Consider the following 24,691-nt stretch of genomic DNA (forward strand, 5'->3'; position numbering starts at 1 on the left):
AAAATTAGATTTGCACATTTTTTGCCTATTCATCAAACTTCATCCCTTTTAATAAATCCGCAAACGCATTATTAATCGGTTCCACTTCTTTTTCTTGCTGCTTCATATACTTTTGTACGCTACGTTTATCTACCTTACCGCCGCCTTCTTTTTTACGACGGGCTTCAAATGCAGATAATTTTTCACGATAGCCACATTTACATACGAAGATTTGACCTTCACCTTCACCACGTAGCTCTAGCTTTTTCTTACATTGAGGGCAACGTGCGTTTGTAACACGTGATACATTTTTACGATGACCACAGTCACGATCTTGGCAGACAAGCATTTTACCTTTTTTACCGTTTACCTCAAGCATTGGCTTACCACAATCAGGACAAGACTTTGTTGAGATATTGTCATGCTTATATTTTTTATCACTTGCTTTAATTTCAGCAACTATTTCTTTTGTGTGCTTTTTCATTTCATTGATAAACACGTCTTTTTTCAACTTACCTTTTGAAATGAGCTCAAGCTTTTGCTCCCACTCGGCTGTTGTCGCTGGGGAACGTAATTCTTCAGGCACTAAGTCAAGCAATTGACGACCTTTAGAAGTAATATAAATTTCTTTACCACCACTACGTTTTTCAATTAAGAATGAATTAAATAGCTTTTCGATAATATCTGCTCGTGTTGCAACTGTCCCTAGTCCACCTGTTGATTTCAAAGTATCTACAAGCTTCTTGTCGTTCGTTTCCATATACTTCGTAGGATTTTCCATAGCTGATAGCAATGTCGCCTCTGTAAAGCGTGCTGGTGGTTTTGTTTGACCAGATGTTTGAGCGATTAGCTTTGTTTTTAATACTTGTCCTTGTTCTAAACGAGGAAGCACTTGCTCTTTCACATCATCCGATGACTCTTCATCGTCAAAACGATTTTGATACACTTCTTTCCACCCAGCATTTATTACGGTTTTTCCTTTGGCAATAAATTTCTCATGACCAATTTGAGCTTGTACTGTTAATTGCTCATATTCTTGCGCTGGGAATAATACAGCTAAAAATCGTTTTACTACTAAATCATAAATTTTACGCTCTTTATCATTGAATGCCGATAAATTCACATAGCCTTCAGTTGGAATGATGGCATGGTGATCGGATACTTTACTATCATCTACAAATGATTTATTCGCTTTAATTGGCTTTGTTAAGATCTTATTTGTTAATGTACGATATTCGCCAATGCCACATGCTTTTAGACGCTCAGGTAATGTGCCTACAATATCAGACGATAAATAACGAGAATCCGTACGAGGGTATGTTAGCACTTTATGAGATTCATACAGCTTTTGCATGATATTTAATGTTTCTTTTGCAGAATAGCCAAATAATTTATTGGCATCACGTTGTAATTCTGTTAAGTCATAAAGACCTGGGGCAAATGACTTTTTAGGCTTGCGGTCAATTGCAACAATTTTTGCATCTTGGTTGCCTAATGCCTTTACAATACCGTCTGTTTTTTCTTTATTAAAGCTACGTGAATTTCCGTTCGCATCTTGCCATGTCAGCTTTAACGAATCTGTTTGTGCTTCAATGCCATAGTACGTTTGTGGTTTGAAGTTTTTAATTTCATCTTCGCGTGCGGCAATCATTGCAACCGTTGGGGTTTGTACACGACCACAGTTCAGCTGTGCGTTAAATCTTGTTGTTAGCGCACGTGTCGCATTTAAGCCAATGTACCAATCTGCTTCAGAACGAGCGACAGCAGCAGCATATAAATTCTCGTAGTTTTTACCCGGCTTTAAATTAGCAAATCCTTCTTTAATAGCTTTATCTGTGACAGAAGAAATCCACAAACGTTTAATCGGCTTTTTCACATTTGTTTTTTCTATAATCCATCGAGCAACTAATTCCCCTTCACGCCCAGCATCAGTAGCCACAATGATTTCATTTACATCATTACGAGTTAACTGTGATTTGACCGCATTAAATTGCTTACCTGTTTGCTTCATCACGACTAGCTTCATTCGTTCTGGCAACATCGGAAGGTCTTCTAAATTCCATGTTTTATATTTATTATCGTAGGCTTCTGGATCGGCTAATGTTACTAAATGCCCTAATGCCCAAGTAACAATATATTTGTCACCCTCTAAAAATCCGTTCCCCTTTTTATTACATTTCAAGACATTTGCTATATCACGTGCAACTGAAGGTTTTTCAGCAATAACTACACTTTTAACCATATATTCGTACTCCTTTACTAACTATGTAATGTCTAATATACCACAAATTAAAATGCAGAAATTGTTTTGAACTATCTATATAACCTCCATAAGCTTACAGCTAGTATTAGAGCTGCAACTTTTTTATGGTTTACTGTTTTTTGTGAAAAAGATTGATGAATGACGTGCTTAAATATCTAAACTCTAATGTGTTGCAATGAAAGCACTAGACAGCAGTTGTTTAAAAGGAGTAAAAATTTGATATAGCTATAATTTTGTAAAAAAGAATGGACTGGGTGGCATAAACCATTCAGTCCATAACTTTTACCGTTCTCTACAAAAACATACTTACAAACAAGATGCTTCTAAAGCCGATTAAAGCCATTTTTTTCTCTATTCCACATTCCCTTTTTGATAATAGGAGCAGTATAAATCCAAGCTATAATTAAGTTTGGCACCCAACATAGCCAAGCGATCACTACATAATATGATACATAAGCTTCACCGCCAAATATAAGAGCAAAGAGCCCAAGCCATAAACGTAATGTGACAGCAACAAATGTTAAACTATAACTTCTAATCGCCCACGCTCGATGAAAGTAATTCTCACCTTTTATAGCGTAGTTAGTCACCATCAGGCCTGAATAAATCCATAAAATTGAAAGGAGAATAAAACCAATATGGGAAACAACCCCTCCAGTTGAATAAAAGGCAGTATAAAAACCTGATATTCCTCCAATTAGAATTCCTCCCACATATGCATATCCCATGATTCTGTGGACAGCCAACTTATCTCTGCGAATCTTTTTAACAAATAAAAAGGGACCAATAAGTAACGGAATTGAAGAACCGATAATATGGATAAGTATCATCATATCCCATATACTCGAAAGCTTTTCTTGATAATAATACACTTTCACATAATAAAATCCAGAGTCAACCAAACCGATAATCCCATATTGGATAATGGCATATATAACGATACTAATCCCTAATACAAACATGCTCCATTTAAAAAACATTTTTATTTTACTGGATTCTGTCAAGAATACAGACCACCTTCCTGTTTTAAGAAACTAGGCCTCCCCATTTAGCTTTGGTTTCACCTCTTTTTTTACTATTAGGATCATAATAACGATTAATGTTCCACCTATCTTTTGGTATCTCCGTTATAGAATCCTTTCCCTCTAAAATGTTATTCCAAAATTGACCTGGATTATTACCATTACCAGGGAATTCACATCCCATTCCAATAATTGCAATTGGCTCATTTTTTTGATTCATGCCTATCTCCCGTTTTACAATTTTTAGAAAAATACCAACAAAATATAACATCATTTTACATTATTAACAAAAATATGGTTCATCACCAAAACGTGTGGTTGATTTCCGTTCCGACTGGGCGCTTTCCTGGGGGCGTCCGATGAGCCGCTTCACTCGCGTTGCTCGCTCCAGGGTCTCATCTGTGACGCTGATCCCCAAGGAGTCACCCAGCCTCCACTCCAATCAACTTATTTATATAGTATATGTTTTAACAAATGTCATCCACAACTTTTGGTGATGAGCCAAAAATATTGTATTAAATTTATGTGAAAAATTTAAAATTTTCATTAATTTGTAATTTTCATTCAAAGTATTTATATCTATTAGTGGAAATATATTGAAAAAAAAAGCTGCAAATTACAATATTATTTAGTAATAATTATCAACTGAATACCTTTTATAGAAATATTTTACATTTTTAATCATTATCCATTTATCTTTTGAAGTTGTAAAATTATTTTTGTCTGCATAATAAATTAAATTTGAAATTACAAAGAATAGGAACTTGATTAGTTAAAAATCTTAATTTACAATATTTTACATTTTATCCTCACTTTTGCAGTCATTATCCTTTTATCTTTTGAAATTGTAAAATCCTTTTTTGCTAGATATTAGACAAAAATTGATAATTCAAGCTAATGGTAACTTGCAGTCAAACACGTTAGTCTGAAAATTATAAATTTAATTCACACAATGATTGGGGTTCTTACTATGAAATTAGGCTATTAGAGAAAGAAATAGTTATTATTTTTTATAGAATTGTCAATCAATCAATTAGAGTTGAAGCAAAAATTTATTGAACTTTACAAACAAATATTCTCGTTCAGAGGAAGATACATCGTTTTATTTTTTGAGTAAAAAACATAAATAAACTATTTTTGGGAGGTACTTCTAAATGAAAAATGAATATCATGCAATTTTTGGAACAGGTCCACTAGGACTAGCGATAATGGATCAGCTTATTCAAGAAGGTAATAATGTACTTTTAGTGAATACGAGTGGAAAAGCGGATGTTCCTCCGTCTGTAAAGGTCATAAAAGGAGATGCTACGAAACTAGAAAGTGTAATGGATATTTGTAATTCTCATAAAATTTCAGTCCTTTATCATTGCCTAGGACTTCCCTATTCATCTTGGGCAGAGTTATTTCCAATAATGATGGATAATATTATCGAAGCAGCTGCAATTCAACAGATTAAAATAGTTTACGCAGATAATCTCTATGCATACGGTCCTCATGACAAACCACTTAACGAAAATGCTTCATATAATACAGTTGGTATGAAAACAAAAGTGCGGGCTGAAGTAGCAACAAAATTAATGAATGCGCATAAATCTGGTAAGGTTCAAGCAACGATTGGTCGCGGTACGGATTTTTATGGACCACGTGTCAAAACTTCAGCATTAGGGGAACAAGTAATTAAAAATTTAATGGAAGGAAAGCCAGCAGATCTTCTGGGGAATCCTGATACAAAACACTCCTATATTTTTATACGTGATTTTGCTAAAGGACTTATAATGCTTGGAGAACATGAAGATGCATTAGGCGAAATTTGGCATATCCCTACTAACGAACCTAATACTACACGCACAATTGTACAAAAAGTTGCAGATGAGCTTGGTACAACAGCTAAGTATAGAGTTGCTGGGAAGTTTATTGTTAATATTGCAGGATTATTTAATTCCGATATGAAAGAGCTTAAAGAATTAATGTACCAGCACTTATACGATTTTGTTGTAGATTCGAAAAAATTCAAGGGAAAATTTCCAATTTCAATTACCCCCCAAGATGAAGCGATACGGCAAACGGTTGATTGGTATAAAACAGCCTATAAATAATTTAATGACAACTGTCGAGAACAAAAAATCATATAGTATCTTACCCGTCAAACCAATGAGACAACAACCGTTACCCGAAGTTTGACTGGTTGTGATGGCCCTAATTCTATTAAAAGTAGGTGATGAAAAACGAATTGTTTTTCATCACCTACTTTTTTATAGACCTAAATAAAAAATGTTTACATTGAAATCATACTCAAGCTTCTATAACACATATGTTGGATTGACAGGATATTCGTTAAATCGAAAGGGGATGGATGAATGGATGCTCGAACTTTCAGACCTCGGAATGTGATTTTTATGACGATTATTGTTTTTGTATCGGTGTTAATTGGTTACGGTATATATATTAATTTTATTGATGTTCCCTTTCCATGACAGCCTTACTTCTTTAACTGACTTAACAAGTATTTTCGGTTGTCTAATATGCGCTGATCATTTGGCTTATATTTCCGTGCTTCCTCATTATGTTGATGGGCATTTTCATAGAGACGCAAACGATTGTATAACAAGCTTAGCTGTAAATGTGGAAGCCATGTAGAATAAGCGTGCTTGTGAATAGCCATTGTCTGTTCTATAGGTTGCTGCAACGCTTGTGAATACCAATAAATCGCCTCTTTATTTTTCAATTGCTCCATAAAAAAATGACCAATTCGACAGCATGTTTCAGGTCTTGGTCGATCATACAATAATGATTGTAAAACAGCTTGGGTTGCTTGTTTTGAATCGTGTAGCTGTTGATGGCAATCCGCTAAATTTAAGCAAGCCTGAATATTATTATCAGTAGAGCCTAGTGTGGAATCTAGGAAACTAGTATAGTGATTAATAGCTTCTAAAAATCGCTGATGATTTTTAAACTCATTAGCATAATGAAATGTATCTCTAGCTGAAAATGGGTGCCCTTCTTTCTTTAAACGCTCATAAATACGAATATTGCGATGAACATCACTTTTTCTTGGCAAATGCGTAACCGCTATATCGCTATGATAGAGCTGACCTGAAACATCTAAATACTCATGGACGGCACCCTGCCACTGAAAATTACGTGCACGTTTGACAAGACGAAATCTTTTTTCACTAGATTCTACACAGCCATCTGCATCCATCGTTACATAATATTCCATTGAAACAGCATCGACGTTAGGATAGAGAGAATTCTTAAGCTGAAGTAGCTTGTGCTGATGTTCTGTTGTAATCACATCATCTGCATCGAGCCAAAAAATATAATCTTTCGTTGCTTGCTGGAAGGAAAAGTTACGGGCTTTTGAAAAATCATCACACCATGTAAAGTCAAAAATTCGAGAGGTATAGCTTCGGACGATATCTTTTGTACGATCAGTTGAGCCTGTATCAATAATATTGATTTCATCCACTAAATGTTGAACGGAATCTAGGCATCTTTCAATAATACATTCTTCATTTTTGACAATCATACATAAACTAATCGTTAGCATCTGTCCCCTCCTTTTTTGTATTAATATATGCAAGTTTGAAAATTTATCGAGGCATTTTTCCATTTTATCGTCTAACTTTTTTATTTATCGCTCAACTTTTTGAATTTATCACCCAACTTTTCCGTTTTATCGACATCCACCTCAAAAAGCATAAAAAAACGAACGCTATACACGTCCGTTTTTTCGTCTTATAGGTATTTTTCACGCCATTGTAGCTGTTCTTTTTCTGTGAGCTGTTGTTCTAAATAAGAATCCCATTGATTTAACAACGCATTCCAGACACGAACAAAGACAATATCCTGCTCTTTATTGTAAAGAACAAATTCAAGGCATGGGCTATCATTAATTTGTTTAGCGTCTGTTTGAACAATTTTAGAAATGATTTTTTGAGAGGCTCCAGCTTGTCCATCATCCTCTTGCTGCAATGCATCTATTAACATCGCTTCTTCAAAATGCTCCTGCTTCTCAGCCTCTTCATCCACATAGCGATATAGCTCTGGTAGATCGTCATATTCTTCCATATTATCCTCGTCGACAGTAAGAAATGCAAGATGGCATGGGCTATAGTAAAGGTTGGCCATTTCAACATCTAGCTCCTCTTCAAAGATACCACGTTCCAGTTGCTGCTGCCCTTTAGATGTTAATCTATAGAAGTTTTCCTTTTGCTCAATAAGACTGGATCGAGACATTAATGATACTAAATCCTCAATAAATAACGGATCGACTAGCAATAACTCACTTAATTCATGTGTACTTGCAAAATCCGCTTCCTGTATGCTTATTAACAGCATCGTCATTAAGACATCCATAGTGGAACGACGAACTGGCTCATAGGTCACTTCTACTGTGCGAATCGGAATACACCATTCATCAGTTTTGATAATTTTAATATTCCGATTTTGCTGCAGTTCACGCATTAAGCGCTGCTGTAATTTTGACACTCTACATCACCTGACCTTCATGATTACGCAAGCCGTTATAGGATTTCACTGTATCTAACAGATTACTGTACATGTCACGTGTATCTTGATGTTTCGCACGTTTGGCAAACATCTCAGCACTTCCGACAAGTAGTAAGAGCTCTCGGGCACGAGATAAGGCAACGTTTAAGCGGCGATAATCTCTTGCAAAGCCAATGTCTCCCCCTTTAGGTGTATTACGTACCATACTGACTAATATGACGTCCATCTCCATACCTTGGAACTTATCGACTGTCCCTGTTCTAAACTGAAGATGTGGTAGCTGTAATTCCTGTTGAAGAAGGCGATTAATTCTCTTTACTTGCTCCCCATAAAAGCTAATAACTCCAACGCTTTTTTGTGCATCTTGTGGCATGCGACCTGCCTCTTTTGCTGCGATAACAGCATCATTTAGGTCTATTAAAATACGGCGAATTGTTTGTAATTCACCCTCATTATAACGACTCGTTCCTCCCTTCACCTGCTCCTCTAGATAAGGTTTTTCGGTAGGAATATCAATCCACATTAAATGATCATTACGGCTCACAAATTGCCCTTCTAGGCTATGGTCTCGTGCTGCATCGGAATCTGGTAAACCACATTGCAGACCATTTTCCTCTTTTGCGTAAAATGGTGTAATACTATGCATAATTTTTTCATGCATACGGTATTGCAATGCCAGCATTTGTTTATGTGTTTGCGGCAAATTATTAAATAAGCGTTCAAAAAGTGATTCACGCAGTAAATTTTTCAATTCCTGTGCGCCATCAAAGTTTGGATTTTCATCTAACATCGCCTTTAACGTTTCCTCTAACGTGTCATCTCCAAGTAGTGGAGGTAGCTGATGATGATCGCCCACTAAAATAACTTTCTTACCCTTAAGCATCGGTAATAGTAGCTCTGGTGGTGTTGCCTTTGATACTTCATCAATAATGACAACATCAAATGTTGGGTAGTTCTCCATAAATTCCTTACTCGCTGAAGCAACGCATGTTGTACCGATAACATTAGCGTGGCGCACATATAATTTACGAATTTCATCTAAATCATATTCCGTAGCGTTTTGCAGCTTGTCACGCCATTGCTCTTGTATTTTTTTTCGAAGAGGTAGCTGCTGTTCTTTGCGCTGTAATTCCTCTAGCGCTGTTTTGGAGGATACAATTGCTTCCTCTACTTCCTCGAAAGTGCGCTCTGGTGTTGATTGCAGGAGACTTGTACATGCTGTGAGCTGCTTTTCCTTCTTCAATCCAGCTATATTAATTTCTTTTATACGTTCTTCTACTTGTGCAAGCTCCTGTTCAATCTCTTGTAAGCTAGTCTGCGCTGTTTGAAGGGCCGCTTTCTTTGGTAGGAGCTGTGTATGAGCATGTTCAACTGCCTCAAGCTGTTGACTTGCTGTTTGAAGAGAAGTCTTTGATTGCGATACAAGTATTTTTAAATGCTCTACAGATTCCTCTGGCTCAGCATCAATTTGGAATGCCTCAGCTAGCTGCTGAAGTCGTTCTGTATGCTGTAAAAACGGCTGCAATTGTCGCTGTAAGCTTTGGACGTCGAAGCTTGTAATTGCACACTCTTGATGTATTAGTCCACCAATATTTTTACGTAAGGACTCAAACTCCTGATCTTTATGCTCTTGTTGTTGTTTAAGAGCTACACCTTTTTGCCAGACAAAATCACGACGCATATATAATCCGAGCAAGAAGCTCTCAATTTGTTCAGCAGGTGGGGTTTGATCATCTTCAAAGGCTTTATTAAGCTGGGCAAAAACACCTGTGAGATTTTGCAACGAAAACGATTGAACTGGCTGTAATCTACTTTTAGCAAGGGCACGTTCCTTTTCTTCATATGCTACTAATGCTTCAAGCTTTGTGATAGCCTTTTGTAGACGTCCATTAATTGTTGACCATGCTTCTAAATCCTTGGCGTCCTCTAAATGCTGTAACCGATTGATTTGTTGTGTCAGCACATAGGAAGGGCGAACTTGATAGTGCTGTAAAAATCGTTGGATTCGCTCATAGGACGTTAAATCACCGATATATTTTTCCGCTTCCTTCATTAATCGGAGCCGGTTACTTTCTTCTTCATATTTCGATTGAATATCTTTGAACTGCAGGGTCAGCTGCTGCTTTTGCTCTTGCAGCTCCTTATATTGAGCAGCTGCTTCCAATTGCTCCATCTTTCGGGAAGTTTCTTCTATAGTAAGCTTTAACTGCTCTATTGATGGGTTTTCAGCAATGGTCTGCTCCAGTGTCTTTACAGCAGGCTCGATTTGCGCCAGCTGTTTTTCGTAATGCTCTTTTTGCGCCTCGCACTCCTGCTGTTCAGCTTTTGCAGCCTTCAATTCTTTTTTTAACGCTTGGATTTCCTGCTGTAAAATAGGCTCGTCTATTGCAGCCTGTTCTTTTGCAGCTATTTCTTTTGTTAGTTCCTCAAGCCATTCCTTAAGCTTTTCTTGCTCTTCCTTAGCTTTGATTAAACTAGATTTCAGTTCCTGCTCACGTTCAGTAAATGCTGTGATTTCCTCTTCAATCGCTGCAAGAGTTTGCTCACGCCAATGAAGCGCAACATTTTCTTCAATAAATTTTTTACCCTCTTCTTCAATACTTTCCGTTCTACCATAGCGTAAAATTCGAATTTCTTGATTGGAAAGAAGTCGGCCCAATGCATTATCCACGGCTAGATTTGATTGAGAAGCTACAAGTGTTTTTAAACCAGCCTTGACATTTTGCTGACAAATTTCAGAAATAACGGTGGTCTTCCCTGTGCCGGGAGGTCCCTGAATCACATACAAATCTTCAACAGACAATGCCCCTAAAACGGCCCGTCGTTGATATTCGTTTAAATTATTGTGAAAATCAATATCGTCTCGTAGCTTTGCTGTTCGAACAGTTGGGCGTTTTTCAAATAGTATTGTCTCTAAATTAGGGTTAACGGCCTCACCTTTTTCTAGCTTTGTAAAACCATTACGTAATCGTCTAATTTGACTCAATGTCGCAAAATTACTAAAACTTGCTTGCTTAGAACGAAGGTTAAGTTGATCTTTACGTGCTAAATCCTGCACAAAAGGCTTCAAGTCAATTTCTACTGTCTGCTTCCCTGCATTAGCCTTTAATACTTGTCCAATTTCACCACGTACCCCTTGAATGTTCACACTTAACCCTTCAAGCTTCTTCCATTCCTTTGACTTTATATAAGGGCAGACAATGGTAAGCCGCGTAAAATCTTCATTAAAATAGCTTTGCTTAAATTCGGTATGAATATCATCAACGGTCGCATCACGTTCTTGAATTTTTAAATAGCCTTCCCAGCTCCCGATACGCTTTTTTACATATTCTGTGCGCTCCTCGGCTATTGGTAACTCTCTTATTTTTGTATGAAGATTAAGCGGAATCCCTGCTCCATTATTAGGTCTTGTGACAAATTGTAATGCTGCTGGTAGGCGTCGGTTTGTATTAATCGGGCCTCGCATATGTACAAACCGAAGATTTGTAGCTAGCAATCCTTCAACCTTTAGCACACAATCCATAATGGCTGTTTTCTCAGCCATGACATCCGTTAACTTTTCATTCTGCTCCGCATTAAAATAAATCGATAAAAACGTTTCACCAAGTGTTTTTGCCTTACGTTTTTCGATGTAAACAGTGAAAGTTTTTTGTAACGCAAAAAAGGCATGCTCATTTGCTGAGCATTCCTCTACCGCTTCCTTCGCTTTATTTGTCAAAATGAGATTACAGCGTTGTTTTTCTAGTAAAGCTATGTCCTGCATGAGCAGCCCTCCCTTCCGAATCACTAAAGTTCAATTTTATCACATCGTAAAAGGATACATCAATTATGCCTCGACATAATTGCGTCTGGAATCGGCCGGAGGCTTTAGGCCAACAAATGTTTTTTTGCGCGAAAGCGTAGTGCTAACGTAGCGTCAGCAACATGATGTTTTTTGTGCGAAAGCGCAGTGCTAACGTAGCGTCAGCAACATGATGTTTTTTGTGCGAAAGCGCAGTGCTAACGTAGCGTCAGCAACATGATGTTTTTTTTGCGAAAGCGCAGTGCTAACGTAGCGTCAGCAACATGATGTTTTTTGTGCGAAAGCGCAGTGCTAACGTAGCGTCAGCAACATGATGTTGGTCACTCAGTCGTGTGTTGTTGCTGTCGCTTCGCTTTCGCACAGATAAAAACATGTTGCTGTCGCTTCGCTTTCGCACAGATAAATTGCCACAGGACGTGGCGCTCTTAGACTGAGTTCCTATATTTCAGCAGTGTTTGGACACCCGCTGAAAGAAATTAAAAGAAAAATCCCCTGCACAGTGATTTCCTTCCACTGCACAAGGGATAAATTTTATTTTAATGTTGATCAATCGGTTCTTTCGGCAATGTTTTGCTCATTTCACAATACTGCACAAAAACACGAGCCAATTCACGTAAACGATCATGAACATCTTCGTCGACAATATTATTATCTGCATCGAAGTGAGATGTGTGTGTATATACATAGTTCGGCGTTACAAGCGCACGGAAGTAATCTAAAATTGGTTTCAGTTGATTTTCTACTACTAAATGGTGCTGGTATGTGCCACCATTGGCAACGATAGATACTGGCTTATAGCGCATTGTTTTCGGATGCAAGAAGTCGAATGCATTTTTTAAAACACCCGGAATCGACGCTTGGAAAATCGGTGTAGCGATAATATACGCATCCGCTTCCTCGAACTTTTGAATCATTTCCTTCATGTCATCATTTAACGGTGAACCGTCTACAATTTGATGCTTATATTGACTAAAATGCATAATTTCTAACTCGAAACTTGCATCTAATTCTTTAATGTATTGCTCCACTTGCTCTAAAATAGCACCAGTTTTACGACCAAACATTGTGCCGTCAACGAGTAAAATTTTCATTTTCACTTTGCCTCCACTTTCATCTTCTACAAGAATATTGTAACAAATGAAAAGAGGCACGGAAAGAAATGTAGTAGTTAAACATGTAAATTCAGTCTTTAGGCGGAACGTAGTCTACACAAGAACTATTGCTACAGAAAGTGGACTTTGGTACGGCGATTACTTGTTATTAAAATTATATTTCTTTTATTATTTGGCTCGTCTCCATAGCGTGGAGTTGATTTCCGTTCCAACTGGACGCTTTCCTGTGGACGTCGGGGCAACAGATGTTTTTTGCGCGAAAGCGAAGCGACAGCAGCATGATGTTTTTTGCGCGAAAGCGAAGCGACAGCAGCATGATGTTTTTTGCGCGAAAGCGAAGCGACAGCAGCATGGTGTTTTTTGCGCGAAAGCGAAGCGACAGCAGCATGGTGTTTTTTGCGCGAAAGCGAAGCGACAGCAGCATGGTGTTTTTTGCGCGAAAGCGAAGCGACAGCAGCATGGTGTTTTTTGCGCGAAAGCGAAGCGACAGCAGCATGGTGTTTTTTGCGCGAAAGCGAAGCGACAGCAGCATGGTGTTTTTTGCGCGAAAGCGAAGCGACAGCAGCATGGTGTTTTTTGCGCGAAAGCGAAGCGACAGCAGCATGGTGTTTTTTGCGCGAAAGCGAAGCGACAGCAGCATGGTGTTTTTTGCGCGAAAGCGAAGCGACAGCAGCATGGTGTTTTTTGCGCGAAAGCGAAGCGACAGCAGCATGGTGTTTTTTGCGCGAAAGCGAAGCGACAGCAGCATGGTGTTTTTTGCGCGAAAGCGAAGCGACAGCAGCATGGTGTTTTTTGCGCGAAAGCGAAGCGACAGCAGCATGGTGTTTTTTGCGCGAAAGCGAAGCGACAGCAGCATGGTGTTTTTTGCGCGAAAGCGAAGCGACAGCAGCATGGTGTTTTTTGCGCGAAAGCGAAGCGACAGCAGCATGGTGTTTTTTGCGCGAAAGCGAAGCGACAGCAGCATGGTGTTTTTTGCGCGAAAGCGAAGCGACAGCAGCATGGTGTTTTTTGCGCGAAAGCGAAGCGACAGCAGCATGGTGTTTTTTGCGCGAAAGCGAAGCGACAGCAGCATGGTGTTTTTTGCGCGAAAGCGAAGCGACAGCAGCATGGTGTTTTTTGCGCGAAAGCGAAGCGACAGCAGCATGGTGTTTTTTGCGCGAAAGCGAAGCGACAGCAGCATGGTGTTTTTTGCGCGAAAGCGAAGCGACAGCAGCATGATGTTGGTCACGAAGGCGTTATCACAGGACATGATGGTTTTAACCTTCGTTCCTCTATCGCTGATCCCCATGGAGTCGCCCAGTCTCCACTGCAATCTTATATACATGGAATACGTTTTAACAAATGTAATCCCCAACTTTTGATGATGAACCTATTATTTATCCTCACGATGATGAAAATTTACTTCTTTATCTACAACAGTTTCTTCTATCTTATATTTATCTCGATTTATAACGACTTCTCGATTTACTTTATCTCCTTCATCGTTAGAGCCTGGTAATTTGTGCTTATCCCAATTAAATAATTTCTCCTTCGAAACATCCTCATCCTGCGTTTCAGGAAAATCTAACTTAGCCAATTCCTGAGATTGATAAACAGTAACAGGCTGTTTAGTACCGTGCTGTTGCAGAGCAATTACGATCATCGCCTTTGCAACCTGGGAGGCTTCTATAGACCTTGAGCGTTTTAGTGGCCCCACTAATAGCGGCTTTACAAACTTTAAAACTTGCTCTCCTGCTTTTTCACCTAAGCGAAATTCCTCTCTCTCCCCGACTAATAACGATGGGCGAATAATAGAAAGTCTCTGTAAACCTAGGTCCAATAAATCATGCTCTAGCTTTCCTTTTACTCGATTATAGTAAAATGGAGAATTTTCATTCGCCCCCATCGCTGTGATGACAAGCATATGTGGAATTCCTCGTTTTTTTGCTAACGAAGCTATCGTTAGCGGATATTCAAAATCAACTTTCTCAAATTCCTCACGCGATCCAGCTTTTTTAATTGTTGTTCCTAAACAGCAATAGAGCTCATGCGCCAATTCGATATCTTTTTCTTCTAAAGTATCAAAATTACGAATTTTTACTTCTAGCTTTGGATGCGTAAATGCTGGTTCTCTTCGTACAATTACTGTAACCGAAACATATTCATCATTCTCACATAATTGTTTGACAAGAGAGGTACCTGTTAATCCAGTAGCCCCTACAACAATCGCTGCGCGCATTCCCATTGGTTGTACCCCTTTCTGTACTCTGTTCGCTCCAGAAGTCACATTACTGGAAGAACGTAACATTTTATTTTTGGTAATGAACTAAAACAATCGTATGTATATTCCCGATAGCTCTACTTTATTTATCGGACAATGAAGGAACTCTTACTCTTTTAATTTTAGGAGTTTTGAAAAACCATTTAAAAGCAATACAGTTTAACGAATCCGGTATACATTATGTCACAATTTATCTAATCCTAATTTTTTACACATACTTGACCTTTTTTCACCATAGTTTAAATAGACAGATGAAAGGATGGGATACATTTGCAAAACGAAACTCAAATGGAACTGAAAAAAAAGATTGTTTTCATTATTGAAAGCTGTATTGATAAAGGGCTGTATCCTTTTGAACGGGTTGCAACGCTGGCAAAGCTACTTGCTAATGAACAAGTTTTCATATTTGTAAAAACCCCTTCAAATGATGAGATTCAAATTTTAATGAATGAAAATCTCGCCCCAATCTTATTTGAACATTTCGATGAGCTACCGAAGCATATGAGAAGTATTCAACCTGATTTAATTGTAAGAGATGGCCGTAACTCTGAAAGTTGGCAAGTACAAAATTTACGACCATTCTGCAAAACAATCATTCATTTTGATGACTTTGGTGAGGGTGGTCAAGCCTGTGACTGTGTTTTGCTAGCACTCTATCAAGAAGTTAAAGATTATTTACCATCTCATTATATTGGTGGTAGTTTCAACTTCGCATTACCACAAGCTTTTCAAAATTTTGATGATAGACCAGACAGTAAGATACCTGAAAACCCACCTCATATTGTTGTTGCCTTTGAAGATGGGGACGAGCATAACTTAACCTACCGTACTCTTCGACACTTAACGCAGCTACAAATCCCACTACAAATTACAGTTATGATTGATGATAGCTATCGACACGCAACAGATGATTTGCAAATGATGGTGCTTAGTCGTCGTAACACTGCCATTCTTCGTGATAAAAACGCACTCCTAAAACTATTACCAAAAGCAGATGTTATTATTTGTAATGCTAACTATACACCTTATAAAATTGCCTCTTACGGTGTACCTTGTATTACTCTTGCACAAACTGAGGCGGAGCTATTACATGCCTTCCCTCGTGAACAGAACGGCTTTATTCACCTTGGATTAGGTCGCAAAATGAAGCAATCACAAATTCAAAACGCTGTCATGGAATTTTTATTACATGAGGCCCGAAGCGAAAGAGCTGTAAAAAAGCAACGACAGCTCAATTTAGTAAGCAACAATGAAGCACTACAGTCGTTGCTTTTAGATTTCGCTTACGATCGACACAATATCGCTTCTACTTAGTGATTCTTTGAAGGTGGATATGATACAATATAGAAGAATTTTTCACTTTCACTTATCTTTCATTATAAGAAGTGAATTCAAGCAACATAAGTACCCGATTGATATTAACTAATAAGCGGTGGGGGATAAAAAAACCTCCATCGCTTTTACCTTCTTTCAGCAGGTGTTTGGACACCTGCTGAAAGAAGGTAAAGCCTCCGGCGGATGTCATGGAATCGAAAAGGAGTTCTTTGTGTAAACACAAAGCCGATTCCAGACGCAATTATGCCGAGGCATAATTGATATACGCATTCGTTATAAAATAAACACATAAAAGGAGCAATTATCGTGCCATCAAAAAGTGATATTGAATATCAAATTAGAGAGCTAAAAATGGATTATATGAATTTACAAGGCGACATTGAGAAGCTTGAATCTACAGGTCATAATGATCAAGTAGCAAAAGCAGAGCAACGCCTGGCAAATATGGAAGCAACGCTAGCGGAGTTAAATAAACAATTAGCAGAACTATAATAATGAAAAAGCTTAGCGAAATTAAAACACTTCACAAACAGTTGTCTCTTTAGGAAGACGGCTACTATTTCACATAAATGTATGGATTGAAATTGGAGGAACATATATGGCAGTATTAACAGTTGAAAATTTAGGTCATTCATTCGGAGACCGCACACTTTTTAAAGATGTATCCTTTCGTTTAGTTGAAGGTGATCATATTGGTCTTGTAGGTGCAAACGGTGTTGGTAAGTCCACATTAATGAGCATTATTACAGGCCAAGCAATCCACGATGCTGGAAAGGTTGAATGGCTTCCAGGAACACATTACGGCTATTTAGATCAGCATACTGTATTAACAGCTGGCCGAACGATGCGTGATGCATTACGTGACGCCTTTCTTCCTTTATATAAAAAAGAAGAAGAGCTTAATGAAATTACAGGCAAAATGGCTGAAGCGACACCTGAAGAATTAGAAGTTTTACTAGAGCAAATGGCTGAGGTGCAGGATGCTCTGGATGCAGGGGATTTCTACTCTCTTGATATGAAAATTGAAGAGGTTGCACGAGGTCTTGGTCTTGATGCAATCGGCTTGGAACGTGATGTCGCTGCTCTTTCTGGTGGTCAACGTACAAAGGTTTTACTAGCAAAACTATTACTTGAAAAACCAAAAGTACTATTACTCGATGAGCCAACGAACTATCTGGATGAAGAGCATATTACATGGTTGAAAAACTATTTAAAGAACTATCCACATGCTTTCTTATTAATTTCGCATGATACGGAGTTTATGAATGAAACGGTGGACGTTATTTTCCAACTAGAGTTTTCAAAATTAACTCGCTATACAGCAACATATGAAAAGTTTTTAGAGCTTGCTGAAATCAATAAACGTCAGCATATTGATGCCTATGAAAAACAACAGGAATTCATAAAAAAACAAGAGGATTTTATCGCGAAAAATAAAGCTCGCTACTCTACTACTGGTCGTGCAAAATCTCGCGCCAAGCAGCTTGACCGTTTAGAGCGTATCGATCGTCCTGAATCAGCTGTAAAACCTGAATTTGGCTTTAAAGAGGCACGTTCTTCAAGCCGTTATGTAGTAGAGGCTGAAAACTTAGTCATTGGATATGATAAGGACAAGCCGTTACTTCCCCCACTTACCTTTGAGATTGAACGCGGGGAAAAAATTGCTCTAGTCGGTATGAATGGTGTCGGTAAATCAACATTATTAAAAACGATGCTAGGCAAAATAAACCCACTGGATGGAAAAGTTATTCGTGGGGACTATCTTTACCCATCTTACTTCGAACAAGAAGTAAAGGCAGACAAAATTACACCAATCGATGATGTATGGAATGCCTTCCCTTCTATGGAGCAAGCACAAGTACGTGCAGCATTAGCACGTGCGGGACTAAAAACGGAGCATATTACTCGCCCACTTAATTCTTTATCTGGTGGTGAGCAAGCAAAGGTTCGTTTATGTAAGTTAATGATGGAAGAGGCAAACTGGCTCATATTTGACGAACCAACAAATCACTTAGATGTCGATGCAAAAGATGAGCTAAAGCGTGCCATGAAAGAATTTAAAGGCACAATCGTGTTAGTAAGCCATGAACCTGATTTCTATGAAGGTTTAGCAACAAAGGTCTGGAATGTCCAAGACTGGTTTACTTCAGGGCAACAAAGCTAGGAATATTATTAATGGTGGGCAGTTACCGATGTGATTCTTGGATCACTCGGTGCTGCCCTCTTTTTAGTAGCTGGAAATTGAGCGTGGGGATCGTGGGACCTGAGCAGTTCTCCAACCTACCCGAGCTTTTGAAAACCACTTCTCTCCTTAGCCTCAAATAAAATTTTTTTATCTATGCATAAAACCCAACATTTAATCATAATAATAATCAGTGGATTAACAACTCTATCTACCGCTATTAAATCAAACTATTTCTCCCTATTTTAAGACAACTCTCAAATTCTTTAAGCATCTATTATTAATATTGAATAAACTTACATCATTGTAAGCTGAATTTACGAAACTTTTTGCTCTTTTGAACGTATATTTTAGTATAGAAAAATACATCATTTCTATTTGATTTTTTTTCAAATAGCTATTGATTTATATATAACTTACTAGTAAGATATATATATAACCTACTTAACTTACTAATAAGATATCTATAAAATATAATCCTAAAAAAGAAAGCGGGGAATGAAGAATGACAGTTATTATTTATTCACAAGCGAGCTGTTCTTCATCCAGAAAAGCATTAAAATGGTTAAAAGATCACAACATCGAATATAAAGAAAAACGTATTACTTCACACCCACTTACACTTGCAGAATTTAAAGAAATATTAAGCATGACAGAAGATGGAACAGATGAAATTATTGCGACAAACTCAAACGATTTTAAAAATTTAAATGTTGATATCGATCAGCTCTCTATTCAAGAGTTGTTTGCAATAATTCAGGCTCATCCAAGAATGCTACGCAGCCCTATCTTAATTGATGAAAAACGTATTCAAGTTGGGTACAATGAGATGGACATTCGTCGTTTTATTCCACGTAAAGTTCGTGCTTTTGAATTAAATGCTATGACAAGATTGGCACAAGAAAGTTAAAACAGTTTTGGAGATGACCTTATATGGATCAAGAAAAACAAATAACCCTTACCTCGTTGTTTGAAGTAGTTTCTTCTATTGAGCGTAAGTGGGCAAACGAGTGGAATAATCAAAATGTACTCGGCTTTTCAAAATCCCATATTTTAATTTTAGACTACTTATCGCAGGAGGGACCAAAACGCCCTTCTGCCATTGCTGATCGGTTAAAGGTAACAACAGGTGGCGTCACTGTTTTAACAAGTAAGCTCATTAATGCTGGCTTTATTGAAAAAACACAACATGCCACAGATCGAAGAGCATTTCAATTGATCATTACACCTGATGGCAAAGACATTTTGGAAAAATCTCGTCAACAAGTTAGCGAAATTCTCAACAATATGTTTGGTATGCTCTCAGCTGAGGAAATACAAACATTACGTGAGATTTTTGCAAAATTACTTAACAATGAATCTACTCGGTAAGAGTAACAGTCCGATTTTCACACCTTTAAAAGTTAGACATATATCTAACTTTTAAAGGTGTTTTTCATTTGGCCAAATTATGGGTGACTGCCCTCCACCCCAACTATTTCTAGACGCTTAGTTTTAAACCAGAATTGATGCTTTTACTTATTCCGGAATACCACATTCATACTGTTTCCCAGCTCTTAAATTCATAAATTCTTCTTTCGCTTTTTGAATAACAGCAGGATTTAGTAAGGAATCAAACGCAGCTCCTGCCATTGCTTTTGCAGCATAATGCATCCCCTTCATGCCAAGTGAAGATCCAAAAGCAGCAGTCGCTTGCCAAGTATGCACTTGGACCCCATGAGGAGCACAGGTTGTAAATACCTGACCAAGGGGCGCAATCCACGAAACGTCCCCTAAATCGCTAGAACCTTGCATGGATTGGCGAAACGTTTGTGGAAAATGAAATACCTGCTCCACCAATACCTCTTTACTTATTTCATTTGGTACAAAAGATTGTTGGGCAGCACCTGCAAGAACAGAAGGATCTAATGAAGCCTGTAACGACTTTGCAAAAGCAAGCTCATCCTCTGTAAAAGATAATGGCTGTAGTTCGTTCCACTGTGCCAACATTTGCTCATTTAAAGTGAGATTTGGTAAAGTATCATAACACCCTGCCTTAATCCCCCAATGCACTTCTGTTTCTGTCATCATCGCTGCCCCTTTTGCTACCTTAATGAGTCTGCGCTCTAAATCTTTAACAGCATCACGATTTGCTCCGCGTAGGAAATAATAGACACTTGCTTTATCTGGAACAATATTCGGTGCTAAGCCTCCATTTGTAATTTGATAATGAATACGAGAACCGTCTGGCACGTGCTCCCGTAAATAATTGGCTCCGACATTCGTCAATTCAACAGCATCAAGTGCACTTCTCCCTAGATGTGGTGCACCAGCAGCATGTGCCGTCCTACCTGAAAAATAAAATTCAATGGCAGTGAGTGCTTGCATAGAGAAATTCGCTGTCATGTTAAACGTGAATGGATGCCACGTATAGACTACATCTAAATCATCAAAAACACCTGCCCGTGCCATATACGATTTTCCAGATAACAATTCCTCTGCTGGGCATCCGTAATAGCGAATCGTTCCTTGTAAATTGTTAAGCTTCATCACTTCTTTTAAGGCAACTACAGCTTCTACTCCAGCCGTTCCTAATAAATTGTGACCACAGCCATGCCCTGGTGCCCCTTCCTCCACAGGCGAATATAATGAACTGACTTGCTGCGATAATCCTGGAAGCGCGTCAAACTCTCCTAAAATTCCAATAATTGGACTACCTGATCCCCACTGTGCATAAAAGGCAGTTTCTACATCACCAATCGGCGTAACAATATCAAATCCTTCTTTTTTCAGAAAATCTTGTTGCAGTACAGAAGCAAATGTTTCTTCATAGCCTAGCTGAGGATTGTCCCAAATTTGCTTTGCCATATGACTGAAAGTTTCTTCATGTCGTTGCATCCAATCAAATAAATGCCGTTTCATAGTTAGTATCCCTCCACAGATTTTATTTTTGTTTGTTGCTGATGATTAACTGGTAAAGTAACAGCAATTACAGCAGCGATTACACACATAATGGCTAAAAATATAAATGATGTTTTAAAAGAACCACCTGATACATTAATTAAATAACCCATAATTATTGGCGAAATAATGCCGGCTGCTTGACCACCAAAATTTACTACGCCAAAAGCTGTCCCAACATTTTGTTGATTGACGACACGATGTGGTGTTGTAAATATAAACGAGGACATAAAAGATACGAATATAAAGGCGATTGATTGATACGTAATAGCTAGTGCTGCAGAAGCGGCTGTAGACATGAGATACAAACAAACAGCTAGCACAACCGCTCCGAAAATCACGCCATATTTCGAGCGCCCTCCTATCTTTGAGATGATACGCCCACTTATAATCATTCCAATAGCTGCGAAAATGGCTGGTATAGCGGCGATGAATCCGACATTTTTTAAATCAAGACCATGCACTTTCATTAAATATGTTGGCATCCATGAGCTCAATCCCCAGTTTGCTATATTAATAAAGAAGAAAATAAGAAGTACACGCATTAAATAAGTATTTTTTAATATTTTGCTAAAAGAGCCCTTCTCTTCGCTCTCCTTTCGCTCCTCTGGTATAGATGTTTGTGCATTTTTCGTACTCCACAAAAGAGCGATTACAAAAAGAAGTCCTAAACCAGAAATTAAGAAAAATACATTGCGCCAATCCATTACCAATAATAGAGGAGCACAAATAATAGGAGCGATAGCACTACCTATCATATTGGATGACATCATTGTCGCTTGAGCCTTTGTACGTTGTTCTTTCTGAAAATATATAGAGATTGCTTTTGTACTTGCAGCAGGATATCCGCCTTCTCCAATACCAAATAAAAACCGAATTAAGAGTAGTGAAGTGAGTGACCAAGCCAATCCCGTAAATGCAGTGAAAACTGACCAAAAAATAACGGCACCAATTAATAATTTAATCGCTCCGTACTTATCCGTTAGCCATCCACCAGGAATTTGCATCACAGCATATCCAAAGAAGAAGGCACTTAAAACAAATCCTAGTTCAGTAGCTGTTAAGGATAGGTCATTACCAATATTAATTAAAGCTAAGCTGATAGCAGTTCTGTCAATATATGAAACCATCCATCCAAAGAATAAAACGCCTAAAATTAAATTACTGCGGTTTTTTAGTTCGACATTCATAACTCCACTCCTTTCATTAAATTATTTAAATATTAAGATAAATAAAGGACGATATCATTAGAATATCTTACAATGTTTATAAAAGATCATTAGAATATATTCCGAAATTTAGTGAAAGGAGTCGAAATAACGATGTCTCTAGGGGAACATGAAGAAATTGTATTGAACGATGAAAATTGTAGCTTTTATATTTATAGCGCAACAAAGGAATGGTCTTTATTTTATGGTCGACCTTGTGATATTAACCCCGATCTAAAAGGAGTACATTGGGATAAACAACAGCAACGCTTTAGTGCAACGATATACATACCAGAGCCAAATGAGTACATTGTACAAGGTATCATCTTTGGGGACTTTACTGGTTATGATGAGCAATTTTTAGTTTGGCAGCTAGAAAAGACCTTTTATCAAAAATTCCTCATACAGCAGCGTGAGCAGAAATTAGCCATTATGCAGCTTATAGGAGTAATGAATTCAACTTTGAAAATAAAAACGCTGTTGCAGACCATCATGGATTTTGCCATTCTAGCTATTCCAGTAATTGACCGTGGATTTTTAATGTTATTCAACCCTGAAATGGAGCGTTTATATACAGTAGCTAGTGCGGGTGTGACAGAGCGCATCTTTGATTATGCTCCCCAATTAGGCGAGGGAATGGCAGGTTATACATTCCAAACAGGCGTATCAGCCATTTATAACTATCAAGAAACTTTAGAGATTATGAGCAATGTTACAAAATTCAATCTAGACGCATTAATGGAAGCCATACATTTAGGAAGATTCGAGAGTAATACATCGATGGCAGTTCCTATTACCTTTAACGAAAGAAAACTCGGTGTGATGATTGTCCATCAATATACAAATAAACGTGCTTTTCAACAAAGTGATCTAAGACTTCTAGAAAGCTTCGCATCGCAGGCGGCAGTTGCTATAAGAAATGCGGAGGCATATGAAGAAATAGAACGGTTAAATGCTTATTTTATAAAGCAACATGAAATTCACCAAATCTTTATTAAACTATCTTTGCAAAATGTACAAGAAATGAAAATCATTCAAACGACGAAGGAATTATTACAATTAGACATACAATTTGTAAATTTAGCCGATCGTAAAACATTTTTACAGTTAGAAACAATGAACAAGCTAGCAACAATTCAAGAGGAACAATTAATGGATATAGGCTATATTTTCCCAATCCGAAATGAAAGAGAAATTTTCGGTTACTTAATTATTCAGCAGTTGGAGAAATTGACGAGCCAACAACGTATGATTATCGAAAACGCAGCGATGAGCTTAACTTTAAAATCACTACAAATACAAGCGACAGGACAAACGAATTTTAAAGAACGTTTCGAGCTTTTTCAACAGCTTATCTCTGGACGTGCCCCTCTAGTTGATTCTCGTTATGATGAATTAGGGCTCGATATTAAGAAACCAACATTCGTCGTAAAATTTGGGCTTAAACAATTTTCTCATAAAAATAGTATGCAATTTATTCAACATGTACAGCAATATTTTAAAGGGCAGCATTTTATATTTACACTACGCGAAACAATCGTTTGGGTATTACAAGGAGATACGGCGTTTCGTCACAAAATAAAACAACAATTAACGCAGGCTATTATTAGTTGGGTTCAGTTTTATCATCAACAGGTGGCAATAGGCATAGGAGCTATACAGGATCATTTATTAAATGTTGCTCAGAGCGCCGAAGAAAGTCAGCAAGCACTTCAACAAGCTACGCGCCAAGCAAACAAAGAAGATGAGGTAACCATTATTTGTTATGAAGAGCTAGGTATTAATCGATTGTTCAACAAGCAAAGCGAAGAAGAGCTTGGACAATTCGTTCATGATATATTAGCTCCGTTATACAAGCAAAAGGATGAAACTTTACTTAAAACACTTCGTTGTTATATTCATCAAAATCGTTCTATTTCAAAAACAGCTTCTACCTTACACATTCATCAAAATACGCTATACCACCGACTTGAGAAAATTAAACAATTGTTAGATCGTGATTTACACAATCCAGCACATTATTTAGAGATTCATTTAGCCCTGCATTTAAGTGAGTGAAAGTTTGAGGTTCCACCG

General features: G+C 37.9%; 17 protein-coding genes. 7 read left to right on the plus strand and 10 right to left on the minus strand.

All coding sequences use genetic code 11. The features are described 5' to 3' along the window. Positions 1–25: 25 nt before the first annotated feature. From ACB089_RS22425 to ACB089_RS22435, 3 genes are all read right to left on the minus strand, one after another. On the minus strand, positions 26–2,221 hold the full coding sequence (locus ACB089_RS22425; RefSeq protein WP_374963996.1) for a DNA topoisomerase III: 2,196 nt from the start codon (positions 2,219–2,221) through the stop codon (positions 26–28). Positions 2,222–2,565: 344 nt separating this feature from the next. Continuing rightward, positions 2,566–3,246 carry a DUF2306 domain-containing protein gene (locus tag ACB089_RS22430; protein WP_374963997.1) on the minus strand — a complete coding sequence of 227 codons (681 nt, stop codon included), beginning with the start codon at positions 3,244–3,246 and terminating at the stop codon, positions 2,566–2,568. A gap of 22 nt (positions 3,247–3,268) precedes the next feature. Continuing rightward, positions 3,269–3,484: a beta-ketoacyl synthase N-terminal-like domain-containing protein gene (locus ACB089_RS22435; protein WP_374963998.1), complete on the minus strand. Its 216-nt coding sequence runs from the start codon at positions 3,482–3,484 to the stop codon at positions 3,269–3,271. Between the two features lie 934 nt (positions 3,485–4,418). Here ACB089_RS22435 and ACB089_RS22440 point away from each other — a divergent pair. Continuing rightward, positions 4,419–5,360 (plus strand): NAD-dependent epimerase/dehydratase family protein, encoded by a 942-nt coding sequence (locus tag ACB089_RS22440; RefSeq protein ID WP_374963999.1) that lies wholly within the window; start codon positions 4,419–4,421, stop codon positions 5,358–5,360. A gap of 383 nt (positions 5,361–5,743) precedes the next feature. Here the strand turns inward: ACB089_RS22440 and ACB089_RS22445 are convergent, their stop codons facing one another. The 5 genes from ACB089_RS22445 to ACB089_RS22465 form a co-directional block, all read right to left on the minus strand. Next, positions 5,744–6,814: a glycosyltransferase gene (locus ACB089_RS22445; RefSeq protein WP_374964000.1), complete on the minus strand. Its 1,071-nt coding sequence runs from the start codon at positions 6,812–6,814 to the stop codon at positions 5,744–5,746. Between the two features lie 188 nt (positions 6,815–7,002). Next, complete coding sequence (locus ACB089_RS22450) at positions 7,003–7,755, minus strand: hypothetical protein (protein WP_374964001.1); 753 nt, start codon at positions 7,753–7,755, stop codon at positions 7,003–7,005. A gap of 1 nt (position 7,756) precedes the next feature. After that, a complete protein-coding gene (locus tag ACB089_RS22455; protein WP_374964002.1) occupies positions 7,757–11,539 on the minus strand; it encodes a DEAD/DEAH box helicase in 3,783 nt (1,260 codons plus the stop codon). Between the two features lie 575 nt (positions 11,540–12,114). Continuing rightward, complete coding sequence (locus tag ACB089_RS22460) at positions 12,115–12,669, minus strand: NADPH-dependent FMN reductase (RefSeq protein ID WP_374967615.1); 555 nt, start codon at positions 12,667–12,669, stop codon at positions 12,115–12,117. A gap of 1,393 nt (positions 12,670–14,062) precedes the next feature. Continuing rightward, positions 14,063–14,914, minus strand: coding sequence for an NAD(P)H-binding protein (locus tag ACB089_RS22465; RefSeq protein WP_374964003.1), 852 nt, complete (start codon positions 14,912–14,914; stop codon positions 14,063–14,065). A gap of 306 nt (positions 14,915–15,220) precedes the next feature. Between ACB089_RS22465 and ACB089_RS22470 the strand changes: the two genes are divergently transcribed. From ACB089_RS22470 to ACB089_RS22490, 5 genes are all read left to right on the plus strand, one after another. After that, positions 15,221–16,264 (plus strand): PseG/SpsG family protein, encoded by a 1,044-nt coding sequence (locus ACB089_RS22470; RefSeq protein ID WP_374964004.1) that lies wholly within the window; start codon positions 15,221–15,223, stop codon positions 16,262–16,264. Positions 16,265–16,591: 327 nt separating this feature from the next. After that, a complete protein-coding gene (locus tag ACB089_RS22475) occupies positions 16,592–16,777 on the plus strand; it encodes an SE1832 family protein (protein ID WP_049667890.1) in 186 nt (61 codons plus the stop codon). Positions 16,778–16,883: 106 nt separating this feature from the next. After that, positions 16,884–18,449, plus strand: coding sequence for an ABC-F family ATP-binding cassette domain-containing protein (locus ACB089_RS22480; RefSeq protein WP_374964005.1), 1,566 nt, complete (start codon positions 16,884–16,886; stop codon positions 18,447–18,449). Between the two features lie 523 nt (positions 18,450–18,972). Beyond that, on the plus strand, positions 18,973–19,377 hold the full coding sequence (spx, locus tag ACB089_RS22485; protein WP_068985182.1) for a transcriptional regulator Spx: 405 nt from the start codon (positions 18,973–18,975) through the stop codon (positions 19,375–19,377). A gap of 23 nt (positions 19,378–19,400) precedes the next feature. Beyond that, entirely contained in the window at positions 19,401–19,838 is a 438-nt protein-coding gene (locus ACB089_RS22490) for a MarR family winged helix-turn-helix transcriptional regulator (RefSeq protein ID WP_068985181.1), read from the plus strand. Between the two features lie 147 nt (positions 19,839–19,985). Here the strand turns inward: ACB089_RS22490 and ACB089_RS22495 are convergent, their stop codons facing one another. Then, positions 19,986–21,368, minus strand: coding sequence for an amidohydrolase (locus ACB089_RS22495; protein WP_374964006.1), 1,383 nt, complete (start codon positions 21,366–21,368; stop codon positions 19,986–19,988). Between the two features lie 2 nt (positions 21,369–21,370). Continuing rightward, positions 21,371–22,597 (minus strand): MFS transporter, encoded by a 1,227-nt coding sequence (locus ACB089_RS22500; RefSeq protein WP_374964007.1) that lies wholly within the window; start codon positions 22,595–22,597, stop codon positions 21,371–21,373. A gap of 132 nt (positions 22,598–22,729) precedes the next feature. Between ACB089_RS22500 and ACB089_RS22505 the strand changes: the two genes are divergently transcribed. Beyond that, positions 22,730–24,673 carry a helix-turn-helix domain-containing protein gene (locus ACB089_RS22505; protein ID WP_374964008.1) on the plus strand — a complete coding sequence of 648 codons (1,944 nt, stop codon included), beginning with the start codon at positions 22,730–22,732 and terminating at the stop codon, positions 24,671–24,673. Positions 24,674–24,691 lie beyond the last annotated feature (18 nt).

The organism is Lysinibacillus sp. RS10, assembly GCF_041956855.1.
GTDB classification, from domain to species: domain Bacteria; phylum Bacillota; class Bacilli; order Bacillales_A; family Planococcaceae; genus Lysinibacillus; species Lysinibacillus xylanilyticus_A.